This window comes from Nocardia sp. NPDC060259 (assembly GCF_042728775.1).
Taxonomy (GTDB): domain Bacteria; phylum Actinomycetota; class Actinomycetes; order Mycobacteriales; family Mycobacteriaceae; genus Nocardia.
Genome location: NZ_JBHXAY010000023.1, coordinates 46,461 through 65,750 on the forward strand (window position 1 = coordinate 46,461; position 19,290 = coordinate 65,750).

18 protein-coding genes, 1 tRNA gene and 2 pseudogenes are annotated in these 19,290 nt (G+C 67.4%); 13 read left to right on the forward strand and 8 right to left on the reverse strand.

Going from position 1 to position 19,290, the window contains the following annotated elements; genetic code table 11:
• Both ACFWF2_RS12295 and ACFWF2_RS12300 read left to right on the forward strand, forming a co-directional pair.
• Entirely contained in the window at positions 1-693 is a 693-nt protein-coding gene (locus tag ACFWF2_RS12295) for an FHA domain-containing protein (protein WP_379307352.1), read from the forward strand.
• A gap of 34 nt (positions 694-727) precedes the next feature.
• Entirely contained in the window at positions 728-1,582 is an 855-nt protein-coding gene (locus ACFWF2_RS12300; RefSeq protein WP_379307354.1) for an SDR family oxidoreductase, read from the forward strand.
• A gap of 19 nt (positions 1,583-1,601) precedes the next feature.
• Here ACFWF2_RS12300 and ACFWF2_RS12305 read toward each other — a convergent pair whose 3' ends face one another.
• Positions 1,602-2,549: a threonine/serine dehydratase gene (locus tag ACFWF2_RS12305; protein WP_379307356.1), complete on the reverse strand. Its 948-nt coding sequence runs from the start codon at positions 2,547-2,549 to the stop codon at positions 1,602-1,604.
• 291 nt (positions 2,550-2,840) lie between these two features.
• On the opposite strand from ACFWF2_RS12305, the gene ACFWF2_RS12310 reads away from it, so the two are divergent.
• The 5 genes from ACFWF2_RS12310 (at position 2,841) to thpD (ending at position 6,750) form a co-directional block, all read left to right on the forward strand.
• Positions 2,841-3,554, forward strand: coding sequence for a response regulator transcription factor (locus ACFWF2_RS12310; RefSeq protein WP_379307358.1), 714 nt, complete (start codon positions 2,841-2,843; stop codon positions 3,552-3,554).
• 68 nt (positions 3,555-3,622) lie between these two features.
• A complete protein-coding gene (ectA, locus tag ACFWF2_RS12315) occupies positions 3,623-4,174 on the forward strand; it encodes a diaminobutyrate acetyltransferase (protein WP_379307360.1) in 552 nt (183 codons plus the stop codon).
• The gene (gene ectB, locus ACFWF2_RS12320) at positions 4,171-5,442 is read left to right on the forward strand and encodes a diaminobutyrate--2-oxoglutarate transaminase (RefSeq protein ID WP_379307362.1); all 1,272 of its coding nucleotides are present in this window, start codon (positions 4,171-4,173) and stop codon (positions 5,440-5,442) included. The genes ectA and ectB overlap by 4 nt, the downstream gene beginning before the upstream one ends.
• Complete coding sequence (locus ACFWF2_RS12325; RefSeq protein WP_189022653.1) at positions 5,439-5,843, forward strand: ectoine synthase; 405 nt, start codon at positions 5,439-5,441, stop codon at positions 5,841-5,843. Before ectB ends, ACFWF2_RS12325 begins: the two co-directional genes overlap by 4 nt.
• On the forward strand, positions 5,836-6,750 hold the full coding sequence (gene thpD / locus ACFWF2_RS12330) for an ectoine hydroxylase (RefSeq protein ID WP_379307364.1): 915 nt from the start codon (positions 5,836-5,838) through the stop codon (positions 6,748-6,750). The genes ACFWF2_RS12325 and thpD overlap by 8 nt, the downstream gene beginning before the upstream one ends.
• Here thpD and ACFWF2_RS12335 read toward each other — a convergent pair.
• Positions 6,747-8,231 (reverse strand): hypothetical protein, encoded by a 1,485-nt coding sequence (locus ACFWF2_RS12335; RefSeq protein WP_379307366.1) that lies wholly within the window; start codon positions 8,229-8,231, stop codon positions 6,747-6,749. The two genes, thpD and ACFWF2_RS12335, sit on opposite strands and share 4 nt — an antisense overlap.
• A gap of 204 nt (positions 8,232-8,435) precedes the next feature.
• Positions 8,436-9,455: a hypothetical protein gene (locus ACFWF2_RS12340; protein WP_379307368.1), complete on the reverse strand. Its 1,020-nt coding sequence runs from the start codon at positions 9,453-9,455 to the stop codon at positions 8,436-8,438.
• A 57-nt stretch (positions 9,456-9,512) separates the two neighbouring features.
• Between ACFWF2_RS12340 and ACFWF2_RS12345 the strand changes: the two genes are divergently transcribed.
• Together ACFWF2_RS12345 and ACFWF2_RS12350 are read left to right on the forward strand one after the other, a co-directional pair.
• The gene (locus ACFWF2_RS12345; RefSeq protein WP_379307370.1) at positions 9,513-9,944 is read left to right on the forward strand and encodes a MarR family winged helix-turn-helix transcriptional regulator; all 432 of its coding nucleotides are present in this window, start codon (positions 9,513-9,515) and stop codon (positions 9,942-9,944) included.
• A gap of 142 nt (positions 9,945-10,086) precedes the next feature.
• Positions 10,087-11,361: a glycosyltransferase 87 family protein gene (locus ACFWF2_RS12350; protein WP_379307372.1), complete on the forward strand. Its 1,275-nt coding sequence runs from the start codon at positions 10,087-10,089 to the stop codon at positions 11,359-11,361.
• 235 nt (positions 11,362-11,596) lie between these two features.
• On the opposite strand, the gene ACFWF2_RS12355 is transcribed toward ACFWF2_RS12350, so the two are convergent.
• Positions 11,597-11,681: transfer RNA gene (locus ACFWF2_RS12355), tRNA-Leu, on the reverse strand.
• Positions 11,682-11,941: 260 nt separating this feature from the next.
• Entirely contained in the window at positions 11,942-12,550 is a 609-nt protein-coding gene (locus ACFWF2_RS12360) for a recombinase family protein (protein ID WP_379307374.1), read from the reverse strand.
• Positions 12,551-12,701: 151 nt separating this feature from the next.
• On the opposite strand from ACFWF2_RS12360, the gene ACFWF2_RS12365 reads away from it, so the two are divergent.
• The 3 genes and pseudogenes from ACFWF2_RS12365 (at position 12,702) to ACFWF2_RS12375 (ending at position 15,498) form a co-directional block, all read left to right on the forward strand.
• Complete coding sequence (locus tag ACFWF2_RS12365; protein WP_379307376.1) at positions 12,702-13,196, forward strand: hypothetical protein; 495 nt, start codon at positions 12,702-12,704, stop codon at positions 13,194-13,196.
• A gap of 60 nt (positions 13,197-13,256) precedes the next feature.
• Positions 13,257-13,630, forward strand: a pseudogene (locus ACFWF2_RS12370) (transposase family protein); the annotation flags it as partial.
• Positions 13,631-15,153: 1,523 nt separating this feature from the next.
• Positions 15,154-15,498 (forward strand): tyrosine-type recombinase/integrase, encoded by a 345-nt coding sequence (locus tag ACFWF2_RS12375; RefSeq protein WP_379307411.1) that lies wholly within the window; start codon positions 15,154-15,156, stop codon positions 15,496-15,498.
• Between the two features lie 259 nt (positions 15,499-15,757).
• Here ACFWF2_RS12375 and ACFWF2_RS12380 read toward each other — a convergent pair.
• A pseudogene (locus ACFWF2_RS12380) lies at positions 15,758-16,618 on the reverse strand (IS5 family transposase).
• Between the two features lie 366 nt (positions 16,619-16,984).
• On the reverse strand, positions 16,985-17,557 hold the full coding sequence (locus ACFWF2_RS12385; protein WP_379307377.1) for a TetR/AcrR family transcriptional regulator: 573 nt from the start codon (positions 17,555-17,557) through the stop codon (positions 16,985-16,987).
• An 88-nt stretch (positions 17,558-17,645) separates the two neighbouring features.
• Between ACFWF2_RS12385 and ACFWF2_RS12390 the strand changes: the two genes are divergently transcribed.
• On the forward strand, positions 17,646-18,479 hold the full coding sequence (locus ACFWF2_RS12390) for an oxidoreductase (RefSeq protein ID WP_379307379.1): 834 nt from the start codon (positions 17,646-17,648) through the stop codon (positions 18,477-18,479).
• A gap of 226 nt (positions 18,480-18,705) precedes the next feature.
• Here the strand turns inward: ACFWF2_RS12390 and ACFWF2_RS12395 are convergent, their stop codons facing one another.
• Positions 18,706-19,050, reverse strand: a complete 345-nt coding sequence (locus ACFWF2_RS12395) for a hypothetical protein (RefSeq protein ID WP_379307381.1) — start codon at positions 19,048-19,050, stop codon at positions 18,706-18,708.
• Positions 19,051-19,290 lie beyond the last annotated feature (240 nt).

A 19,290-nucleotide genomic window follows, 5' to 3' on the forward strand; every position in this document is an offset into this window, starting at 1 on the left:
ATGCCGGTCTGCGCGGACGGACATCTGTCGCAGTCGATCGACTACTGCGATGTGTGCGGGTCCGCCCTGGACGGCGCCCCGGCGCCGGATCAGGCCGGCCTGCGGCTGTGCCCGTCCTGCGTGACACCGACCAGCGGGCGGTTCTGCGAGGTCTGCGGCCACGATTCGGCCCTGCCCGCGCCCCCGCAGGCAGCGCGATCCGCACCCGTCGAGCACCGCGGTGCGGACCCGACCGTTCTCCGGACTCCCGGCCCGGACGAGGTCCACCCGACCGACAGCGCGGCGCCGGTCTGGGTCGCGCGCGTCTTCGCCGACCGCGACTTCTACGTCCGGGTCCGTGCGCGCAAGGGCCCCGATGCCGAGCGCGTCGATTTCCCCGACTTCTATCCCGAACGCCGGATCATGTTGCGCGGCAACCAGTTCCTGATCGGGAAGCGGTCGGCATCGCAGGGGATCGTGCCCGAGATCGACCTCGGGATCGCGCCGGTCGACATCGGGGTGTCGCGCGCGCATGCGATGATCCAGGTGGATCCGGGCGGTGGGCTCACCATCACCGACCTCGGCTCCACCAACGGGACCAGCCTGGACGGCGCCGACGCGCCGATCACACCCCAGGTCGCGGTCGCGCTGCGCGACGGCAGCCGGATCCATGTCGGCGGCTGGACCACCATCGCGATCGGCACCGGGCCATAGACGTATCTGTTCACCAAACCGTAGGGTCGGGACCATGACGAAGTTCGACGGGAAGACCTGCCTGATCACGGGCGCCGCCAGCGGACTCGGCCGCGCCACCGCGTTCGCGGCCGCCGCCAAGGGCGCTGCCCTCGTGCTCACCGACATCACCGCGGACGCGCTCGACGAGACGGCCGCCGAGCTGCGCGCCGCCGGCGCGACGGTGCAGCTGGCCCACGCCGCCGACGTCAGCGACCATTCGGCCGTCGTCGGCCTGGCCGCGCACACCTTCGAGGCGGTGCGCCACGTCGACATCGTCATGAATGTCGCGGGCATCGCCACCTGGGGCACCGTGGACAAGCTCACCCACCAGCAGTGGCGCCGCACCGTCGATATCAACCTGATGGGCCCGATCCACGTCATCGAGGAGTTCGTCCCGCCGATGATCGCGGCCAAGCGCGGCGGCCATCTGGTCAACGTGTCCTCCGCGGCCGGCCTGTTCGGTCTGCCCTGGCACGCGCCCTACAGCGCCACCAAGTTCGGTCTGCGTGGCGTCTCGGAGGTCCTGCGATTCGACCTGCGCCGCCACAAGATCGGCGTCAGCCTGGTCTGCCCCGGCGCGATGGCGACCCCGATGGTCGACAGCCTCGACATCGCCGGCGTCGACCGTGACAGCGCCGCCCTGCAGAAGGCGATGAGGCTGTTCCTGCGCCACGCCGTCACCCCCGAGCAGGCCGCCGCCGCCGTCGTCAAGGGCGTCGAACGCAACCGCTACTGGGTCTACACCTCCCGCGACATCCATTTCGCCCACTGGGGCCAGCGCTACTTCCCCTTCGGCTACACACTCGCCATGCGCGGCCTCAACTCGGCGATGACCAACTACGCCACCAAGAACGAACTGGTCCGCTGACGGGTCGAGACCGCGCGGTCTAACGGACCAGGTCCGAGGGGTCGGTATTGGCTCCGCACAGGATGACGCACACCCGCTCGCCCGGCTCGGGTCGATAGGCTGCGCCCGAACCGGTGTCGAGCAGGGCCGCCATCGCGGTGGCCGCACCGTACTCGACCGCGATGCGATGCTCGTCCCAGAGCTGCCTGCGGGCACGGCGGATCAGGTCGTCCCCGACCAGCACCGAGCGCACGCTGTCGTGCTGTGCGGTAGCCAGCGCCATCGCCGAGACATGCGGCGCGCCGAGGGAATCGGCCGCGACCGAGTCGACGGCGACGTCGACGGGCCTGCCCGCCTCGAGCGCCGCATTCAGCGACCGGCAGTTCTCGGGCTCGACCGCCACCGTGCGAATCCCCGCGTGCTGCGCGGCGATCGCCGTTCCGGTGAACAGGCCGCCCCCGCCGACCGCGACCAGCACCGTGTCGAGATCGGGCACCCGCGCGTGGATCTCGCGCATGAGTGTGCCCGCCCCCGCGGCGATCAGCGGATGGTCGAAGGCGTGCGAGAAGAGCGCGCCGCTGGTGGCGGCGAACTCCTGGCATGCCGCCAGCGCCTGCTTGTACTCCGGACCGATCAGTCGCACCTCGGCGCCGTAGTCACGCAATCGACGGATCTTCACCGGGGGAGCGGTGTCGGGCAGGAACACCGTCGCGGGCACCCCCGCCTCGCGCGCGGCCCACGCGCACGCCAGCCCCGCATTGCCGCCTGAGGCGATCGTCACACCGGCCGCGGGCAGCGTCCCCGCCGCCGCGTGCGCGCGCACGAAATTCTGCGCGCCGCGCGCCTTGAACGTGCCCGTGAACTGCAGGAACTCCAGCGCGAACCACAGCGGATCGGCGCCGGGAGCGGCCGGTGCGACGGTGACAGGACGGACCAGCCCGTCGATCCGCGCTGCGGCCGCTTCGATGTCGTCATAGGTCGGTGTCACCACTCGACTATGCCACCACGACGGGCCCGCGGCCCGCGCTTCGGATCGGGCGCTGACCGGGCGAATTGTTACGGCGGGTTTACGCTGCCCCAAGCCTGGGTACATAACGGATCGGTAACGAGCTCGAAGACGGGATGTCGTGTCGGTCTGGGGACGCGAACTCCCCAGGTGATCCGGCGCACGTCCCGGCGTGTCAGCAAAGGATGTGCACATGAGCGAGCGCAACGAGCGGTGGAACAACACAGCCGCCTCGGCGGTCATGCCCGAACCCAGCCACAGCGAGGTGCGGGCATGAGCGCGAACTTGATGATCGTGGACGACGACGTCCAGATGCGCGGCGATCTGCGCCGCGCGATGGAAGATGAAGGCTATGCCGTCGCCGAGGCGGGTGTCCCCGAGGACGCCCTGGATCGGCTGCGGATCGACGGCCCGCCCGACCTGATGATCGTGGACCTGATGCGGGGCGAGACCGACGGCTTCGACTGCATCAGGGAGATCCGCCGCGATCACGACGTGCCGATCATCGTGATCAGCACCCGGTACGACACCCACGACGTCGTCGCGGCCCTGGAAGCGGGCGCCGACGACTTCGTCAGCAAGCCGTTCGAGATCAAGGAGATCACCGCACGGATGCGCGCGCTGCGCCGCCGTGCCCGGATCACCGCCGATCGCGACACCACCCCGGAGGCGGTGCTCGACGCGCATCCGGACGCGCCACTGATCCTGGCCGCCGACGCGGGCGCGGTCCGCCGCGGCGCCGAGGAGATCCACCTCACCGTCACCGAATTCCGGTTGCTGTGCGAACTCGCCGAAACCCCCGGCCGCGTGCTCAGTCGCGCCGTGCTGCTCGAAAGAGTCTGGGACCAGGGCTTTTTCGGTGACGAGCGGATCGTCGACGTTCACGTGCGCAGGCTGCGCACCAAGATCGAACGCGACCCGTCCGACCCGCGCATCGTCGTCACCGTGCGCGGACTCGGTTATCGGCTCGATCCGCAATCGCAGTAAAAGACTCGTCATACAACTGCAAAGAGCTCGACACAAAGACCGCAAAGTCTGTTCGACACTGTGGATGTATGCCTTCGTCCACCATGTCCAGCGAATCCGCTACCGCCCCTGCGGTTCTCGGTGCGGAACCGACACTGCGACCCCCACGACTGGGTGACGGAGCCCAGCTGTGGCGGATCGCCCGCGACTCGCAGGTGCTCGACGTCAACTCCAGCTACGCCTACCTGCTGTGGTGTCGCGATTTCGCCGCGACGTCGATCGTCGCCGACTGCGACGGTCGCGCCGTGGGATTCGTCATCGGCTACGTCCGCCCCGAAGCGCCGGACACCGTGTTCGTCTGGCAGATCGCCGTCGACGCCGAGTTCCGCGGCCGCGGCCTGGCCGCCAGGATCCTGCACGCGCTGCTGGATTCCGTGGCACCCGCGGGCATCACCACCCTGGAAACCACGATCTCACCCGGCAACACCGCCTCCCAGGCGCTGTTCGCCGCGGTGGCCCGAGAGCGCGGCGCGGGTTTGCGCACCGTCTCTTTGTTCGAAACGCACGATTTCCCCGATTCACACGAGGCCGAGCAGCTGTATGTCATCGCACCCGCTCAGCGCCAGGAGGAACGACGATGATCACGACCACCGACACCAGCATCTTCGAAGCGATGGAATCGAATGTGCGGGGATACTGCCGTGACTGGCCTGCCGTCTTCGCCACCGCCGAGGGCGCCTGGCTGCGCGACGAGGAGGGTCGCGAATACCTCGACTTCTTCGCCGGCGCAGGCGCGCTGAACTACGGCCACAACAACCCGGTGCTCAAGCGGGCGCTGCTGGACTACGTGGCGAGCAACGGCATCACCCACGGTCTCGACATGTCGACCGTCGCCAAACGTGAACTGCTGGAGACCATCCGCGACACGCTGCTGTCGCCGCGTGGCCTCGACTACAAGGTGCAGTTCCCCGGCCCCACCGGCGCCAACGCGGTCGAGGCCGCGCTCAAGCTGGCCCGCAAGGTCACCGGCCGCAAGACGGTGCTCAGCTTCACCAACGCCTTCCACGGCATGACCCTCGGCGCGCTGTCGGTGACCGGCAACGCCGCCAAGCGGGCCGGTGCCGGTGTGCCGCTCGAGCACGCCACCCCGATGCCGTACGACGGCTACTTCGACAACACCATCGAGGACTTCGGCTGGATGCAGCGCGTCCTCGACGACAGCTCCTCCGGTTTCGACCGGCCCGCCGCGGTGATCGTGGAGACCGTGCAGGGCGAGGGCGGCGTCAACCTGGCCCGCGCGGAATGGCTGCGTCACCTGGCCGGACTCTGCGCCTCGCGCGACATCCTGCTCATCGTCGACGACGTCCAGATGGGCTGCGGCCGCACCGGCCCGTTCTTCTCCTTCGAGATCGCCGGCATCACCCCCGACATCGTCACCCTGTCCAAGTCGATCGGCGGCTACGGCCTGCCGATGGCGCTGGTGCTGCTCAAGCCCGAGCACGACCAGTGGGCGCCGGGTGAGCACAACGGCACCTTCCGCGGCAACAACCCCGCCTTCGTCACCGCGACGGCCGCCCTGCGCGAGTACTGGTCCGACGACCGCCTCGCCCAGCACACCGCCGCCAACGGCGAATACATCGCCAGGAAGCTGTCCACCGTCGCCGATCGCTACGAGGGTGTGAGCACCCGCGGCCGCGGCATGGTGCACGGCATCGTCTTCGACGACCCGTCGCAGGCGGGCAAGGTGTGCCGCACCGCATTCGAGCAGGGTCTGCTGGTGGAGACCTCGGGGTCGATGGACGAGGTGGTGAAGCTGTTGCCGCCGTTGACGCTCGGCAGCGACGAGCTCGACCGCGGCCTGTCCGTGCTGTCGGCCTCGATCGACGCCGTCTGTGGAGGTGTCGCATGATCGTGCGCACCACCGCCGAGATCACCGGCACCGACCGTGATGTGGCAGGCCCCGGCTGGCGCAGCAAGCGCATCGTGCTCGCAGGCGACCGGGTCGGGTTCTCCTTCCACGAGACCACGATCGAGGCCGGGACCGTCCACGAGTTCCACTACCAGAACCATGTCGAAGCGGTCTGGCTGATCGAGGGCGAGGGCAGTCTGCTCGATCTCGACAACCAGACCGTCCACCAGCTCGGCCCCGGCTCGATGTACCTGCTCGACGGTCACGAACGTCATCAGGTGAACGCGCGCACCCGGTTGCGGATGCTGTGTGTGTTCAATCCGCCGGTCACCGGCCGCGAAATACACGATGAGAACGGGGTGTATCCGCTCGTCGTCGAGGAGGAGGCAGCAAGTGTCTGATCGGTCCGACCGCTACCCGACCCGGCTGACCGAGCCCGCACCGCATCTCGAGCGCACCGACCCCACCGTGTGGGGCCGGATCACCTCGCCCGAGCTGACGGGGTTCGACGCCAACGGCTACGCGACGATCCCCGACCTGCTCAGCCCCGACGAGGTGGCGGCGTTCGGTGCGGAGGTCGGTCATCTCGCCGCCGATCCCGTGCTCTACGGCGACGAGCGGGTCGTGGTGGAACCGGTCGCCGGGCAGGTGCGTTCGGTGTTCCAGGTGCACCAGCTCAGCAAGCCGATCGCGGAGCTGCTGACCGAATCGCGGATCGTCGGCCTCGCCGAGCAGATCCTCGGTTCGGCGGTGTACCTGCACCAGAGCCGGGTGAACTACATGCCCGGCTTCGGCGGGAGCGGATTCGGCTGGCACTCGGATTTCGAGACCTGGCACGCCGAGGACGGCATGCCCGCGCCGCGGGCGGTGAGTCTGTCGATCGCGCTGACCGACAACTTCCCGTTCAACGGCAGTCTCATGCTGATGCCCGGCTCGCACCGCACCTTCGTGCCGTGCCTGGGTGAGACGCCCGACAGCCACTATCGGGAGTCGTTGCAGGAGCAGCGGATCGGGGTGCCGACGAACGACGACGTCACCTTCCTCGCCGCCCGCTTCGGCATCACGCAGTTCACCGGGCGAGCCGGTTCGGCGCTGCTGTTCGATTCGAACATGATGCACGGTTCGTCGAACAACATCACGCCGTTCCCGCGGTCGAACATCTTCCTGGTGTTCAACAGCGTGGAGAACGCGCTGGCCGAGCCGTACGCGGCGCCCCGGCGCAGGCCGGCGCACATCGCGGCCCGCGAGGTCACCCCGGTGCGCGAGGTGCCGGAAGCGGTGGCCGCGCTGGCGGATCAGGCGCGCTAGCGCGCAAGTTCGGTGAGGGAGGCCGCGGCCCGCGGATCATCGTGGGCCGCGGCCTTCCACCAGTGTTCGGCCCCCGCGCGGTCACCCGCGCGCAAGAGCAGTACGCCGAGGTCGTAGGCCGCGCCGCTGTGTCCGGCTTCGGCGGCCTGGGTCAGCAGGGTGCGCGCCGAATCGTGTTCACCGCGTTCGTTCATCGCGGTCCCGAGGTCGTAGAGCGCACGCCCGAATCCCTGCCCGCCGGACGTCTGCGGCGCGCGCAGGGTCGGCGGTGCGATGCCGGGCGCGGTGTCGACAAGAGGATCGGGTGCGATGGGAGGGGGAGCCACCGGTGCGTGGCTCGCTGTCCGGAGCTCGGGCGGGACAGGCGTCTGGGGATCGGACGGCAGGACGGTCGGTGCGCTGGACGCAGGTGGCATGACTACCGGCGCCGAGGGACGTCCCTGCATGACGGCTGGTGCCGAGGGCGGGGGCGGCACGTCTGGTGTCGGTGGAACCGGCTGCATGGCGGCAGGTTCCGGGGGAGCATGTGGCACCGGGGTCTGAAGCGAAGCAACGGGCGTCACGGCGGCAGGTTCCGGGGGAGCATGTGGCACCGGGGTCTGAAGCGAAGCAACGGGCGTCACGGCGGCTGGAGCCGAGGGAGCATGCGGCATCGGGGTTTGCAGCGGAGCAGCGGGCGCCACGGCGGCTGTGGCCGGGGGAACAGGCGGCACCGGGATCTGAAGCGGAGCAACGGGCGCCATGGTGGGTGGGGCCGGGGCTGTCGGCGGCCTGGAGGCCGAATCCGACGAACCGGCAGGCGTGGCGGTCGAATCCGGCGAACCCGCAGACATGGCGGCCGAAACCGCGGAATCGGCGAGCATGGCGGCGGTGATCGCCGGCGTGGGCGGCATCGTCACCGGCGCGAACGGGGTATGCGGCGTGGCGGCCTGGATCGACGGGGCCGCGGTCGACACGGGTGGCGGCACGAACGGCGCGGGATCCGGCGCCGGGGCCGTGGTCAGTTCCACGACGAGTTCGTTGAAATCCGGTGTGCCGGGCCCGGTACTGCACCACAGCGTCGCCGCGCGCCCGGGCAGCAGGTCGACGACCAATCCGTAGTTGCCGGTCCAGGACTGCTGTGTCCCGGACTCTGCCACCCAGACCGGGGTGAGGGTGAACAGCGCCTCGGGCCCGTCCGCGGTCACCGGGATGTCGACCCCGGCGGCGAGGGCGTCGTACCAGATGTCGACGCCCTGCAACGATTTCCCGCTGAGGTGGATATGCGCGTCCTGCACGGTGAGACCGAGACCGAGACCGGAGACCTCGACGGGTGGCATCACCGACACCGCCCGCAATCGCACCACGGTCGTGCCCTCGGGTAGTGCCTCGGCGTACATCGGATACACGGCGGCGCCACACCAGTCGATCGGGTCGGCGCTGGTATAGCGCTGTTCGAGCGGGATCGGATCACCAGCAGGTTGCGCGCCGGGATCATTCATCGGTCCAGCCCACCCTTTCCGCGTTCGACCCCCCAATGCGGCGTCTGGCGCTGGCCGCGGTGCGCGCTACACCGTACTCGTGTCTACGCGATACCGCGACCCTTTCCGTGCAACGCCCCCGCGAACCGGCTGACCTGAATCCGGATCGCGGATCCGGATGGTCGGCAACGGGATTCGCCGGGGCACGTGGCCGGTCGATCTGGGCTAGACGGCGACCGATTCGCCGATCTCCTCCTCGACCGCGGCGGGCGCGACCGGCTCGGGCGCGTTGCGCGCCTCGTGCCGTCCGGCGACAACGATCAGCACCACGCCGACCGCGAGCCACGCGAACAGTCCGAGCAGCCGCGCCCCGAACCCGGCGGCAGTGTCGAAGTAGAGCAGGCTGCGCAACCCCTCGACGAAGTCGGCGCCGTTCCAGAACGAATGCAGCGCACCGAAGAACCCGTTCTGCAGCTGCGGCCCGTAGACACCGCCCGAGGTGGTGAAGTTCAGCATCACGAACAGCGTGATGAGCGCGAGCGTGGTCCAGCGCTTCAGGAAGGTGTGCAACCCGATGCCGATCAGGATGATGCCCGCACTGTAGAGCCAAGCGATACCGAACACGGCGGCGTAATCGTGGTCGATCACACCGAACACCGGTCCGGCGACGAGGACGCCGATGAGGCTCACCACCAGCGCGGTGACCACGCCGACCGCCGCGCGCACCCGCATTCGCAATGTCGCGCCCGCGGCGCCGATCACCGCGACGCTGCCGTAGGCGCCGACGCTCAACGCGACCAGCAGGAAGAACAGCCCCTGCCCGGTGGGATCCCCACCGGCCTTCGTGGTCACATCGGTGACGACCAGCGGCACACCCTGATGATCGGACACCTGGCGGAAGACCACCTCGGCCGCCATGGCGCTGGTATCGGACCCCGCCGTGGCGACGAGCAGCTCGGGACGCTGCGCGTCGGGCACATACGCGGCGACGAGGTCGCGGTTGTCCAGCGCGTCGATCGCCGCCTGGCGAGTGGGCACCGTGATGATGTCGACGCCGTCACCGGCTTTGTCCTTCATCGTCTGCGCCAGCACCATCGACTCCGGGGCGTCACCGACGACGGCCAGCTCGAGATGGTTCGGCGTCGGCTGGTGGAACGCGCCGAGATACGCGAAGGCCATGCCGAGGCACATCAGCAACGGAGTCAGCAGATGCCCGGCGACGTGCCGGAGCTGGGTGCGAGTCATCGCGGAGAATCTCCAAACAGTTGGTAAATGCAACTATAATTGTTGTAGCATACAACTATGAATGCGCGAGACACAAGAGCCGACGCCGTCGACGCCATCCAGCGGGAGCTCACCGCCTTCGCCCGGCGCGCCCGCGGCCGCGCCGCCGAACTGCACCCCGAGCTGAGCCTGGTCGCCTACAGCATCCTCGACCTGATCCTGGAGCGCGGCGGCTGCCAGGCCACCGACCTGGCCGAACAGTTCCTGCTCGACAAATCGACGGTCAGCAGGCAGGTCGGTGCGCTGGAGAAGCTCGGCTACCTCGACCGCGAGGTCGACCCCGACAACCGGCGCAACCACATCCTGCATGCCACCGCGCAGGGGAGGGTGGTCGCCAAGGAGGCCGAGCGCCGCCGCCGGGAGGCCTTCACCGCCCGATTCGCCGACTGGACCGACGCCGATGTCGAGGCGATGGCGTCCTATCTCATCCGCTACAACCGCGGCGACTGACCGGCATCCCCGCAGACCCCACGGTCGACCCCGGCAACGCCGCGACCATGCCCGATCGGGCATCCGGCTGGCTATTACGCACGTGGCCGCCGCCGCCGGGCGATGACGCGGTATAGCACGTGAGTCGGTATAGTCGCCGCGGATGAGTAGTGACACCACCCACCCTGTGCAGCAGCGTTCCCCACGCCCGATCAATCGAGCATGGTGGCTGGTGCCGGTGTTGCTCACCGTTGTCTCGATCGCGTGCGTGCGCATCCCGCTCTGGCCGTTCGAGCAGTATTCCGGCGGTTTCATCGACCTGCAGGTGTATCGCCTCGGCATCGAAGCCATGCGCGACGGCGCCGACATGTACGGCCAGCTGCCCAAGACCTCCGCCGGGATCGGCCTGCCGTTCATCTATCCGCCGTTCGCCGCGATCGCACTCGCGCCCTTCGCGCTGCTGTCCTGGAGTGCGGCGAAAGTCCTCTATGTCGTGGCGTCGATCGCCGCGCTCGGCTGGACCCTGTTCCTCGTCGCCCGGCGCTACCACCGCGAGAGCCGCCAGGCCGCGCTGCTGGTGACCGCGTGCGCGCTGCCCGCGGCGATGCTGCTGGAACCGGTGCGATCGACCATCGACTTCGGCCAGGTCAACCTGCTGCTGATGGTGCTCGTCGCCACCGACTGCCTGCTCCCCAAGACCCGCTACCCGCGCGGCATGCTCATCGGCCTCGCCGCCGCGATCAAGCTGACCCCCGCCGCGTTCGTCCTGTTCTTCCTGGTCCGCAAGGACTACAAGGCCGCCGCCACCGCCGCCGCTACCGGCGCGATCGCCACGATCGCCTCCTTCGCGCTGCTCCCCGGCGAATCCACCCGCTACTGGTTCGGCGGCCTCGGCAACGTCTCCGGCCTGAGCGGCTCGGCCTTCCACACCAACCAGTCCATCCAGGCCGTCCTGGCCCGCCTGCACGTCACCGGACTCCCGTTCGACGCCCTCTGGCTCGTCTTCGGCGCCCTCCTGCTCGTCCTCGTCGTCGCGGCCATGCGCAAGGCCGCCGACGCCCCCGCGATCGCCCTGGCCCTGAACGCGGTCTTCACCCTCCTGCTCTCACCCATCTCGTGGTCCCACCACTGGGTCTGGATCGCCCCCGCCCTCCTCGCCATCGTCTGCCACGCCCGCACCCTCCCCGCCTCCAGCGCCCGAGGCTGGTACGCCACGGCCGTCGTAGTAGCCGCCGTGTTCGTCATAGCCCCCCACAGCTTCCTCCCCGACGGCGAACACCGAGAGACCTCCTGGTCTTGGTGGCAACACCTCGTCGGCGACACCTATGTCTGGCTCGCGGTCGCTTTGGTTGCCCTTTTCTTGCTCACCGGGCGGGGGCCTGCGGCCAATACGGCGGCGGAGTCCGCCAAGGTTGAGGAGCCCGCCCGCGCTGCCTAGCGGGGGGAGGGTCGTACAGAGGGTGTGGTCGGGACGGGCCCGTCCATCGTGGGCATAACCGAGAAGCCTCGGACCCGCGCGGCTCGTCCCGTGCACCCTCTCCCGCCGCACGGCCGATCGCCGACCCCAGGCAAGAGCGGAGGGCTTTGTCCCTGCGGTCGTCGGCGTTGCCACGAGGGCGGATGTTGTGTGGATACGAAGAAGGCCCCGATCATGTGATCGGGGCCTTCTTTTGTGTCCGGAGGGGGACTTGAACCCCCACGCCCTAATACGGGCACTAGCACCTCAAGCTAGCGCGTCTGCCATTCCGCCACCCGGACTTGCTGGTGTGCCAAAAGATTATCCGACACGGTGACGGAAACCAAATCGCCTAGGTGACCTGCCGTTTTGTCGCATCGATCGCGATGATTCCAGCGGGCGATCCCGGCCTCACGAAGCTCTGCGATGGGTGCGGGAGTGTGTGGCGGACGATGTGATCTTGGTCGCGGAGCCGGTGGCTGAGCAGTGAGAGTCGACGAGACTGTACCGAGATGGCTCTCGGTAGCTTGCTTCTCGCTGAGGACCTGTCCAGTCCAGGATGCTACGAGCTGCGGATCGGTCCCGCCTCGAGTGCCTGTCGGTGGGTCCCAAGTTTTCGGTTCTGTTCGGTGAGGACGCGTCGGGTCGCCTCAACTTCGGGATTGTTCGGTGGTTGCGCTTCGGCGAGGGTTGCCAGCGAGTGTTCGATGCGTTCCGGTGCAAAGGTTTGTGCCAGCCAGTGATCGAGCGGGCCGACGATCTGGCCTTCGCGGAGGTAGGCGGTAGGGGAGTGGTCGATCTTGTTGGCAATCGCGTACTCGGAGGGGTAGCGGCAGCGGTAGTGCAGCCTGTCGTGGTTCCAGTTGCCTTGCATCCGGCGGCCGCAGGTTTCGTGGAAGATGAGTCCCTTGAACATGTAGCCGTGCTTGCGTCGTGAGGTCACTCGACTAGTGGTCTGTCCGCGTGATGTCAGCAGGAGTTGGGCTTGCTCGAATGTCGGCCGGTCGATGAGTGGTTCGTGGGCGAGCTGGTCGGAGAAGACCCACTGGTCTTTGATGTTCCATGCCAAGCGTGTTTCGTGGCCGAGGGCGACGTCTTCGACGTCGATAAGTGATTCCTGCTTTCGCTGTTTGTTCCAGACCTCGTAACCGGTGTAACGAGGGTTGGTCAAGATCGCTCGACGCGCTCTTGGACCACGCGATACCCGATCGGTGCCGGTTTCGCGCGGGGTCGTGGGCGGAGGGGCTGGCAACATTGTCGGACGTGAGTCGCTTGGCGATAGCGAAGGCGCCCATGCCGGATAGGTCGCTACGGAAGACTCGTTGAACTACGGGAGCGGCAACAGGGTCGGGTTCGAGCCGGTGGAGTCGCTTGCCCTCAGCGGCCTTGCCTGGGTGTGGATGTGGGTCGGCGTCGGCCAGCTGGTATCCGTAGGGTGGTCGGCCGCCGAGATAGCGTCCTTCGATCCAGGCTTGTGCGGCCACGGCGGCGCGCACGCGGATTTTGATGCGGTTGCGTTCACCTTTGGACATGCCGCCGAAGACGGACATGATCAGGCCGTGTGCTTCGGAGTCAGGGTCGATCGGTCCGCCGACTTCGGGCACCCAGAGTTCGACGCCGTAGTGGACGAATACGGGGAAGATGAGTCCGAACTGGTTGCCGTAGAAGGCGCGTTGGGTTCGCCGATGACGACGGCGTCGAACCCGCGGTCCGGGTCGCGGAGCAGTTCGAGGAGTCTGCTGGCTTCCGGGCGCCGTTTCCAGGGGATGGATCGTGATTGGCTGATGTCGAAGAACTCGGCAACGATCCGGCCGTGATCCGGTGGAAACACGGCCTACGAAGGCAAAGTTCTCAAGAGTCATGGGTGCTCCTAAGGGATGTCCCGTAAGTCGTTGAGCGGCAACGCTATCGTGTCACCGGTGGCGATCTCGGCAGCCGACCCGGTGATGGTCGAGTTGTTCTCCGGCCTGCGGCCACGCACGTTCGCTCGCTGATCACCCAGTTGCGGCGCGAGGGCACCGACCGGCCTTTACGAGACCGACCCTGGTTCGAAGACCGTGCGCTGCTGGTGGCCACCTACTGGCGGACCAACCTCACCATGCGTCAACTCGCGGCGGTGTTCGGAGTGTCGAAGTCGGCCGCAGCCCGAGTGATCGAGGACCTTGGACCGGCGTTGGCGCTACGTCTCCGCGCCCGATTTCCGCGTGGCGCGGTGTTGATCGTGGACGGAACCCTTGTCCCGAACCGTGATCCACTTTCGATGCCCAAAGCGCCATTGTACGTCCCACTCCCGATCTCACTGATTCGGCAACTGACAGTGCGCCATCAGGTTTCGTCGTTCTCGATGTTGCTCCACACCCACCTGCAGTGTTCGGTGAAGCCGAGGGCCTGACGTCGAGTCCATCCTTCGTTGATCCCGATGCCACAGATCTCGGGCAGTACACGCTTCACGGCGAAAGCTCTGCAACGGCTGAGACCACTTCAGGTGATGCACCGACGCCCCCTGATGACGGCGAGGCAAAGGTAGCGGGACGAAGCCGTCTCGGATTGTCTCGTCGTACGCTCAGGCCGGTCCGACGTCTGCTCAACCTCGACTCACTGCCGACGCAGGACAGCACTTTTCGTCTGCCTGCGGATGAATGGCTCGCCGCAGGACACCGCAATCTATTGATCGGCGACGCTGGCTCAGGCAAATCCAGTCTGCTGCGGTTCGTGGCGTTGGAACTACTCAATCCTGCGCCACAGTCCACATCGTTGCAACAATCACACGGTGGGGGACTGCCGGTGTGGCTGCCCTTCGGGTTCCTGTGTCGACACCTGGCGGAGAGCTCGGGGCCAAGGTTCGGACCGCAACCGGCCGCAACACGCCCAAGGTCGCCCGTGAGCGCTCGCGCGGGGGTCCAGCCCAACCGCCACGGTCGGCGACTCCTCCACTCACTTCCCACTTCCGGGCATCCCGGTCGACTTCCTGGGCTCGCGTGTTCGGGTCTCAGCCTCGAACAGCGCGCGGCTGCTGGGGGCCCATGAACATCCGCAAATGCCGCATACCGCGCGTCTCGGCGACAGATGTCCTGATCAAGTGACAGATACGGTGGTCGGCCACAACTGGCACCCCGACGAGCGCGGTCAACTAGGCTGCACCATAATCGAACGTATGTGCGAATCTGTGCGACCCTACTTGCGCACTGGGCAGTGGACGGAGCCGTCGCCCCGGTTCTGTCCGAACGGGCATCGGCTCGGGGCTGGACGTTCGCTCGTCACCGCGATGCCGTGTCGTCGGATCGGCGGTCATCACCGCGTCCACACGTGCTTGGCCTGTGGTGCGACCACCTACAGCCCGCCCGCGCACAACGACTGCGAGCACTGAGACGGCGGGGTTTGTCGGCCCTGTGCTGGGTTGGGTTGCGCATTCAGGGGGCTGGTTCACCGCCTGCCCGATAAGGCCTGCCCTTCACGCGCAGAGGCTCACAGGTCAAGGGTGGACGAATGTCCATCAGCGCAGCTGACGCGTATGCGCCCTCGAGGTGTGAGGGGCGCGGGATCACAATGCAGGCCAACCCAGTACAGGGCCACCTTCGCTGCCTGCACGGCGTCGCGGATCGGTGAAGTGTCGGGATGCCGCGTGGGAGACATCGACACCGCCACGTGGACGTGGACCGTTCGCCGCCGGACGACACCTGGCCCGGGCGGGCTCGACGACAAGGGGCACCAGGGGTAGCCGCCGTCGATACGTCCCCCTGATCGAGGAAAATTCGGCAACTGGTTCGCGACCGTATCGCCGCGGTCGGCGAGAACAACACGAACGCGCGATTGTTTGTCCGCCCGTGTGGTGGACGGATCGCGACGGGGGTTCTGCGGGATGCTACCCATTGGGATGAGGTCGTGGAGAAGCTCGGCTATGAACATCTGCGCCGTCACGACCTCCGGCATACTGGGCTGACGTGGATGGCTGACGCTGGGGTGAGTTTGCACGTGCTCCAGAAGATCGCCGGGCACGCCGACAGCCGAACCACCGAGCGATACCTCCACCCGGATCGGCGGGAGGTCACCGACGCCGGCGACAAGCTCTCCAGCCACCTGCGGTCCCGTTCTGGTCCCGGCCAGCGTGGCACGCTGTAGATCAGAGCCGCGTCGAGTCGGCCGAATGCCTGGCGTGCCGATCTGGTGGGGGTGGCATAGGCTGCGGCGGTGCCCAGGCTCATGGTCTCCAACCCCTTTGCGGAGAAAATGCTCACGGTTGGGATCGAACCGTGGGGTCGGGATTACTGGATGCGTCCGGGAGACGTCTTCACTGTCGAATTCGCGGGGCGCGACAACTCCGAACAGGAGGATGATGATCCACCATTCGAGGTGTCGTGGCTAGGTTCTGTCCTGTAAGTCATCGGAGCCAGAGGATGATCGCGGCGATGGTGAGTTCGGCCTGGTAGTAGACGGCGCGTTTGGCGTAGCGGGTGGCCAGGTCACGGAATTGCTTGAGTCTGTTGAAGCATCGCTCGACCACATTGCGCTGCATGTAGGTCTCATGGTCGAACATCGGTGGCCGACCGCCCGCCGATCCCTTGGCCCGTCGGCGGGCGATCTGGTCGTCTCGTTCGGGACTGACGAATCTGACTCGCCGGCGGCGCAGCGCGGCTCGGGTCGATGGATGTGCATACGCTTTGTCGGCAATCACGGTCTCCGGCCGTGTCCGTGGCCTGCCGGGGCCGGTGCGGGCAACGCTGATCCCGTCGAGCAGCGGCAGGATTTGCGGGTTGTCACCCGGCCTGACCGGGTGTGAGCAACACTCGCATCGGCAGGCCGCGGCCATCGACTGCGAGATGGATCTTGGTACTCAGCCCGCCGCGCGACCGGCCGAGCGCTTCCCCATCGACGGCGATGTTTGCGCTTGTGGCGTCCCCTTTTTCCGGGCACCGGCAGCGTGCTGGTGGGCCCGGACAATGGTGGAATCCACACTCAGGGTCCACTCGACCTGCCCGATCGAGTCATCCTTGACGATCACCTCATCCAGAATCGCCTGCCAGGTGCCGTCGAGGGTCCACATCCGCAGCCGCTCGTGGGCGGTCTTCCACGGCCCATATCGTTCGGGCAGGTCACGCCACGGTGCGCCGGTCCGGAGTTTCCACAGAATCGCATTGATCACCTGCCGGTGATCACGCCACCGTCGGCCCCGGCCCGATACCGGCAACATGGGCTCGATCCGAGCCCATGCCCGATCCGTCAACTCGCCACGACCAACCACGTTCTACAGCTAACACCAACCAGCACAACGAATTACAGGACAGGGCCTAGATGGCGGAATGGTGGTCGGGCCGGTGGCCGAAAGCATTGTGCGCGACGGGAACGGCCTCGAACTCGAGTGCGGCCACCAGCGGCCTGTCGACCTCGACGGCCGGTAGCCCGAGTCCACATCCAGGCTGATCGAGAACGCGCAGCGGTCCGCCACGAATATCCGCTACTGACTGCGGCGTAGTTGTCGCGGGTGCCGCCGTATGCGCGGATAGTTCTTCTGCCACGGCAGGATCCGGCGACCTCGACGTACGCCGCGATCAGTCCCGGGTCAGTGGCTTGAAGGCGCCCAGCCCAGGTCGCGACACCCTCGCGCTGATCAACCCACTGTTCGGGCGTTGGCGCTCAGGCCGGGCAGGACCAACGTGAGCCAGCGTTCGCGCGCGACGAGGGGCTGATCGATCGGAGCGGTGGAGAACAGCAGGTAGATGTCGTCGACGGTGACGTCGGGGTGGACCTTTCCGTCGGCTTGTCCGGCGCGGATGAGCGTGGCCAGTGCGGTACCGGCGCGCTGTTCGTCGGCCTGTACTCGGAGATCGGCGCCGAGGGTCTGCGCCGCTGCTTTGGCGGCATGGTTGGTGGCCGAAACCTCAACGACCCGCCGCAAAAACGCCGTGATCTCCCAGGTGGCGTCCGCGCCGCCCGCGACACGATCGCACGCCGCCTCGGCATCGTCGGCGACCTGGGCCACGTATTCGGCCACGATGGCAGTGACAAGGTCGGCTTTGGTCGGGAAATGGCGGTACAGGGTGCCAACGGCGACCCCGGCCGCGGTCGCGATCTCGTTCATACCCACGTCAGGTCCGCGCGTGGTGATCTGCTCACGCGCGGCGGACAGGATCTTGCGGCGATTGCGGATCGCGTCGGCGCGCTGCGGTCTGGCCTCGGTCATGAACTTCTCCCACAGGTCCTTGCATGAAAATGAATACTCGTTCATGATAGAACATGAATTCTCATTCATTTTACCGTCAGGAGCCGACATGACCGACAAGATCGCTCTCGTCACCGGAGCCTCCTCCGGAATCGGCGAAGCCACCGCCCGCAAACTCGCCACCCTCGGCTACACCGTCTACGGCGCCGCCCGCCGCACCGACCGGCTACAGAAACTGGCCGTCGACGGGATCCGCCCGCTGGCCATGGACGTCACCGACGAAGCCTCCGTGCGCGCCGGTATCGAACACATCGTCGCCGAGACCGGCCGCATCGACGTGCTGGTCAACAACGCCGGATACGGCTCCTACGGCGCGGTCGAGGACGTACCGCTCGACGAGGCTCGCTACCAGTTCGAGGTCAACGTATTCGGGGCCGCGCGCCTGGCCCAGCTCGCACTGCCGCACATGCGCGAACAGCGCAGCGGCACCATCGTCAACATCACCTCCATGGGCGGCAAGATCTACACCCCGCTCGGCGGCTGGTACCACGGCACCAAATTCGCCCTCGAAGGCCTCAGCGACTGCCTGCGGCTCGAGGCCAAGCCCTTCGGCGTCGACGTCGTCGTCATCGAGCCCGGCGGTATCCGCACCGAGTGGGGCGGCATCGCCGCCGACCACCTGCGCAAGGTTTCCGGCGACGGCGCCTACTCGGCCCAGGCCGAAGCGGTGGCCGCCTCATTGGGCCCGGAGGCCACCATCGCCCGCCTTAGTTCCCCGCCGGAGGTGATCGCCGACGCGATCGGCAAGGCTGTCACCGCCCGCCGACCCAAGACCCGCTACCAGGTCGGGTTCGGTTCCCGACCGCTGATCTTTCTGAAATGGCTGCTGCCCGACCGTGCCTTCGACGCACTTGTCAAGCGCGCCACCGGCATCCGCGACTGAACGCGAGCAACAGCCGATGCCGCCGCCAGTCGCAACGCCACTTGGCACGTGCGTCGGTCGGCCACCAGCCATCTGAGCGCAAGATCACCCACTCGGCCGCCAGGACAGCCTGGGAACTCCCACCGACAACGCCGGGGAACTAGCCAGGACGACCTTGTTGCAGTTCGAGCCAATCCGAGTCCGAGGAGTGCCCGTGCGCGCGGGGACCTGCAGCCTCGATCCGAGATCACGTTCGGTCGTGCACGAGCAGATCGAGCGGCCGAAGCGCCACCGTCCACATGCAGTTCTCGATGAAGGGCTCGACGAAACGCATCGGGACACGCAGGTTCGGGCAGGCCCGAGCTGTGGAACTCAGCGCTCCGTAGGCCTCGCGCAGGTCGTACTCGTGGTTCTTACGCCACAGCTCGTGTTCAGGAGTGTCGGGTGCAGCGATGGCCATCAGTTCTGGCGCGCGTTCGGCCCAGCACCCCCACCGCCGCGACTTCCCCGTGATCGCCACGACATCGGCCGTGACGGCAAGGGCGGCCTGTGGGTCACCGACCGCACTGCCGCAGAGGATCGTCTGCAACATCTTGGTGCGGATGGGAATCTGGGCGTCGCGTGGACGTGGGCCGATCGGCCCGGCGTCGGCGGATGTGCCGCGACCCGAGAGGGCGTCGCGATCGCACTGGCCGAGGTAAAACCCTTGCCGTCGCCTCGGCCGACCCGGCTACCTTCGCCGTCGCTATCGCGCCGTCGATGATGGTGCAGGACGTGTACGGCAAACTCCTCGGCGCGGCACCCAGCTCCGACGGCAGCATTTGGGTCACCA

Bases quoted from the DNA above. Each gene is read 5' to 3' on its own strand.
- ACFWF2_RS12310 (WP_379307358.1), top strand. From the start codon at position 2,841: ATGAGCGCGAACTTGATGATCGTGGACGACGACGTCCAGATGCGCGGC.
- ACFWF2_RS12345 (WP_379307370.1), top strand. From the start codon at position 9,513: ATGAATGCGCGAGACACAAGAGCCGACGCCGTCGACGCCATCCAGCGG.
- ACFWF2_RS12385 (WP_379307377.1), bottom strand. From the start codon at position 17,557: ATGACCGAGGCCAGACCGCAGCGCGCCGACGCGATCCGCAATCGCCGC.
- ACFWF2_RS12340 (WP_379307368.1), bottom strand. From the start codon at position 9,455: ATGACTCGCACCCAGCTCCGGCACGTCGCCGGGCATCTGCTGACTCCG.
- ACFWF2_RS12350 (WP_379307372.1), top strand. From the start codon at position 10,087: ATGAGTAGTGACACCACCCACCCTGTGCAGCAGCGTTCCCCACGCCCG.
- ectB (WP_379307362.1), top strand. From the start codon at position 4,171: ATGATCACGACCACCGACACCAGCATCTTCGAAGCGATGGAATCGAAT.
- ACFWF2_RS12390 (WP_379307379.1), top strand. From the start codon at position 17,646: ATGACCGACAAGATCGCTCTCGTCACCGGAGCCTCCTCCGGAATCGGC.
- ectA (WP_379307360.1), top strand. From the start codon at position 3,623: ATGCCTTCGTCCACCATGTCCAGCGAATCCGCTACCGCCCCTGCGGTT.
- ACFWF2_RS12335 (WP_379307366.1), bottom strand. From the start codon at position 8,231: ATGAATGATCCCGGCGCGCAACCTGCTGGTGATCCGATCCCGCTCGAA.
- ACFWF2_RS12395 (WP_379307381.1), bottom strand. From the start codon at position 19,050: ATGTTGCAGACGATCCTCTGCGGCAGTGCGGTCGGTGACCCACAGGCC.
- ACFWF2_RS12295 (WP_379307352.1), top strand. From the start codon at position 1: ATGCCGGTCTGCGCGGACGGACATCTGTCGCAGTCGATCGACTACTGC.
- ACFWF2_RS12300 (WP_379307354.1), top strand. From the start codon at position 728: ATGACGAAGTTCGACGGGAAGACCTGCCTGATCACGGGCGCCGCCAGC.
- ACFWF2_RS12325 (WP_189022653.1), top strand. From the start codon at position 5,439: ATGATCGTGCGCACCACCGCCGAGATCACCGGCACCGACCGTGATGTG.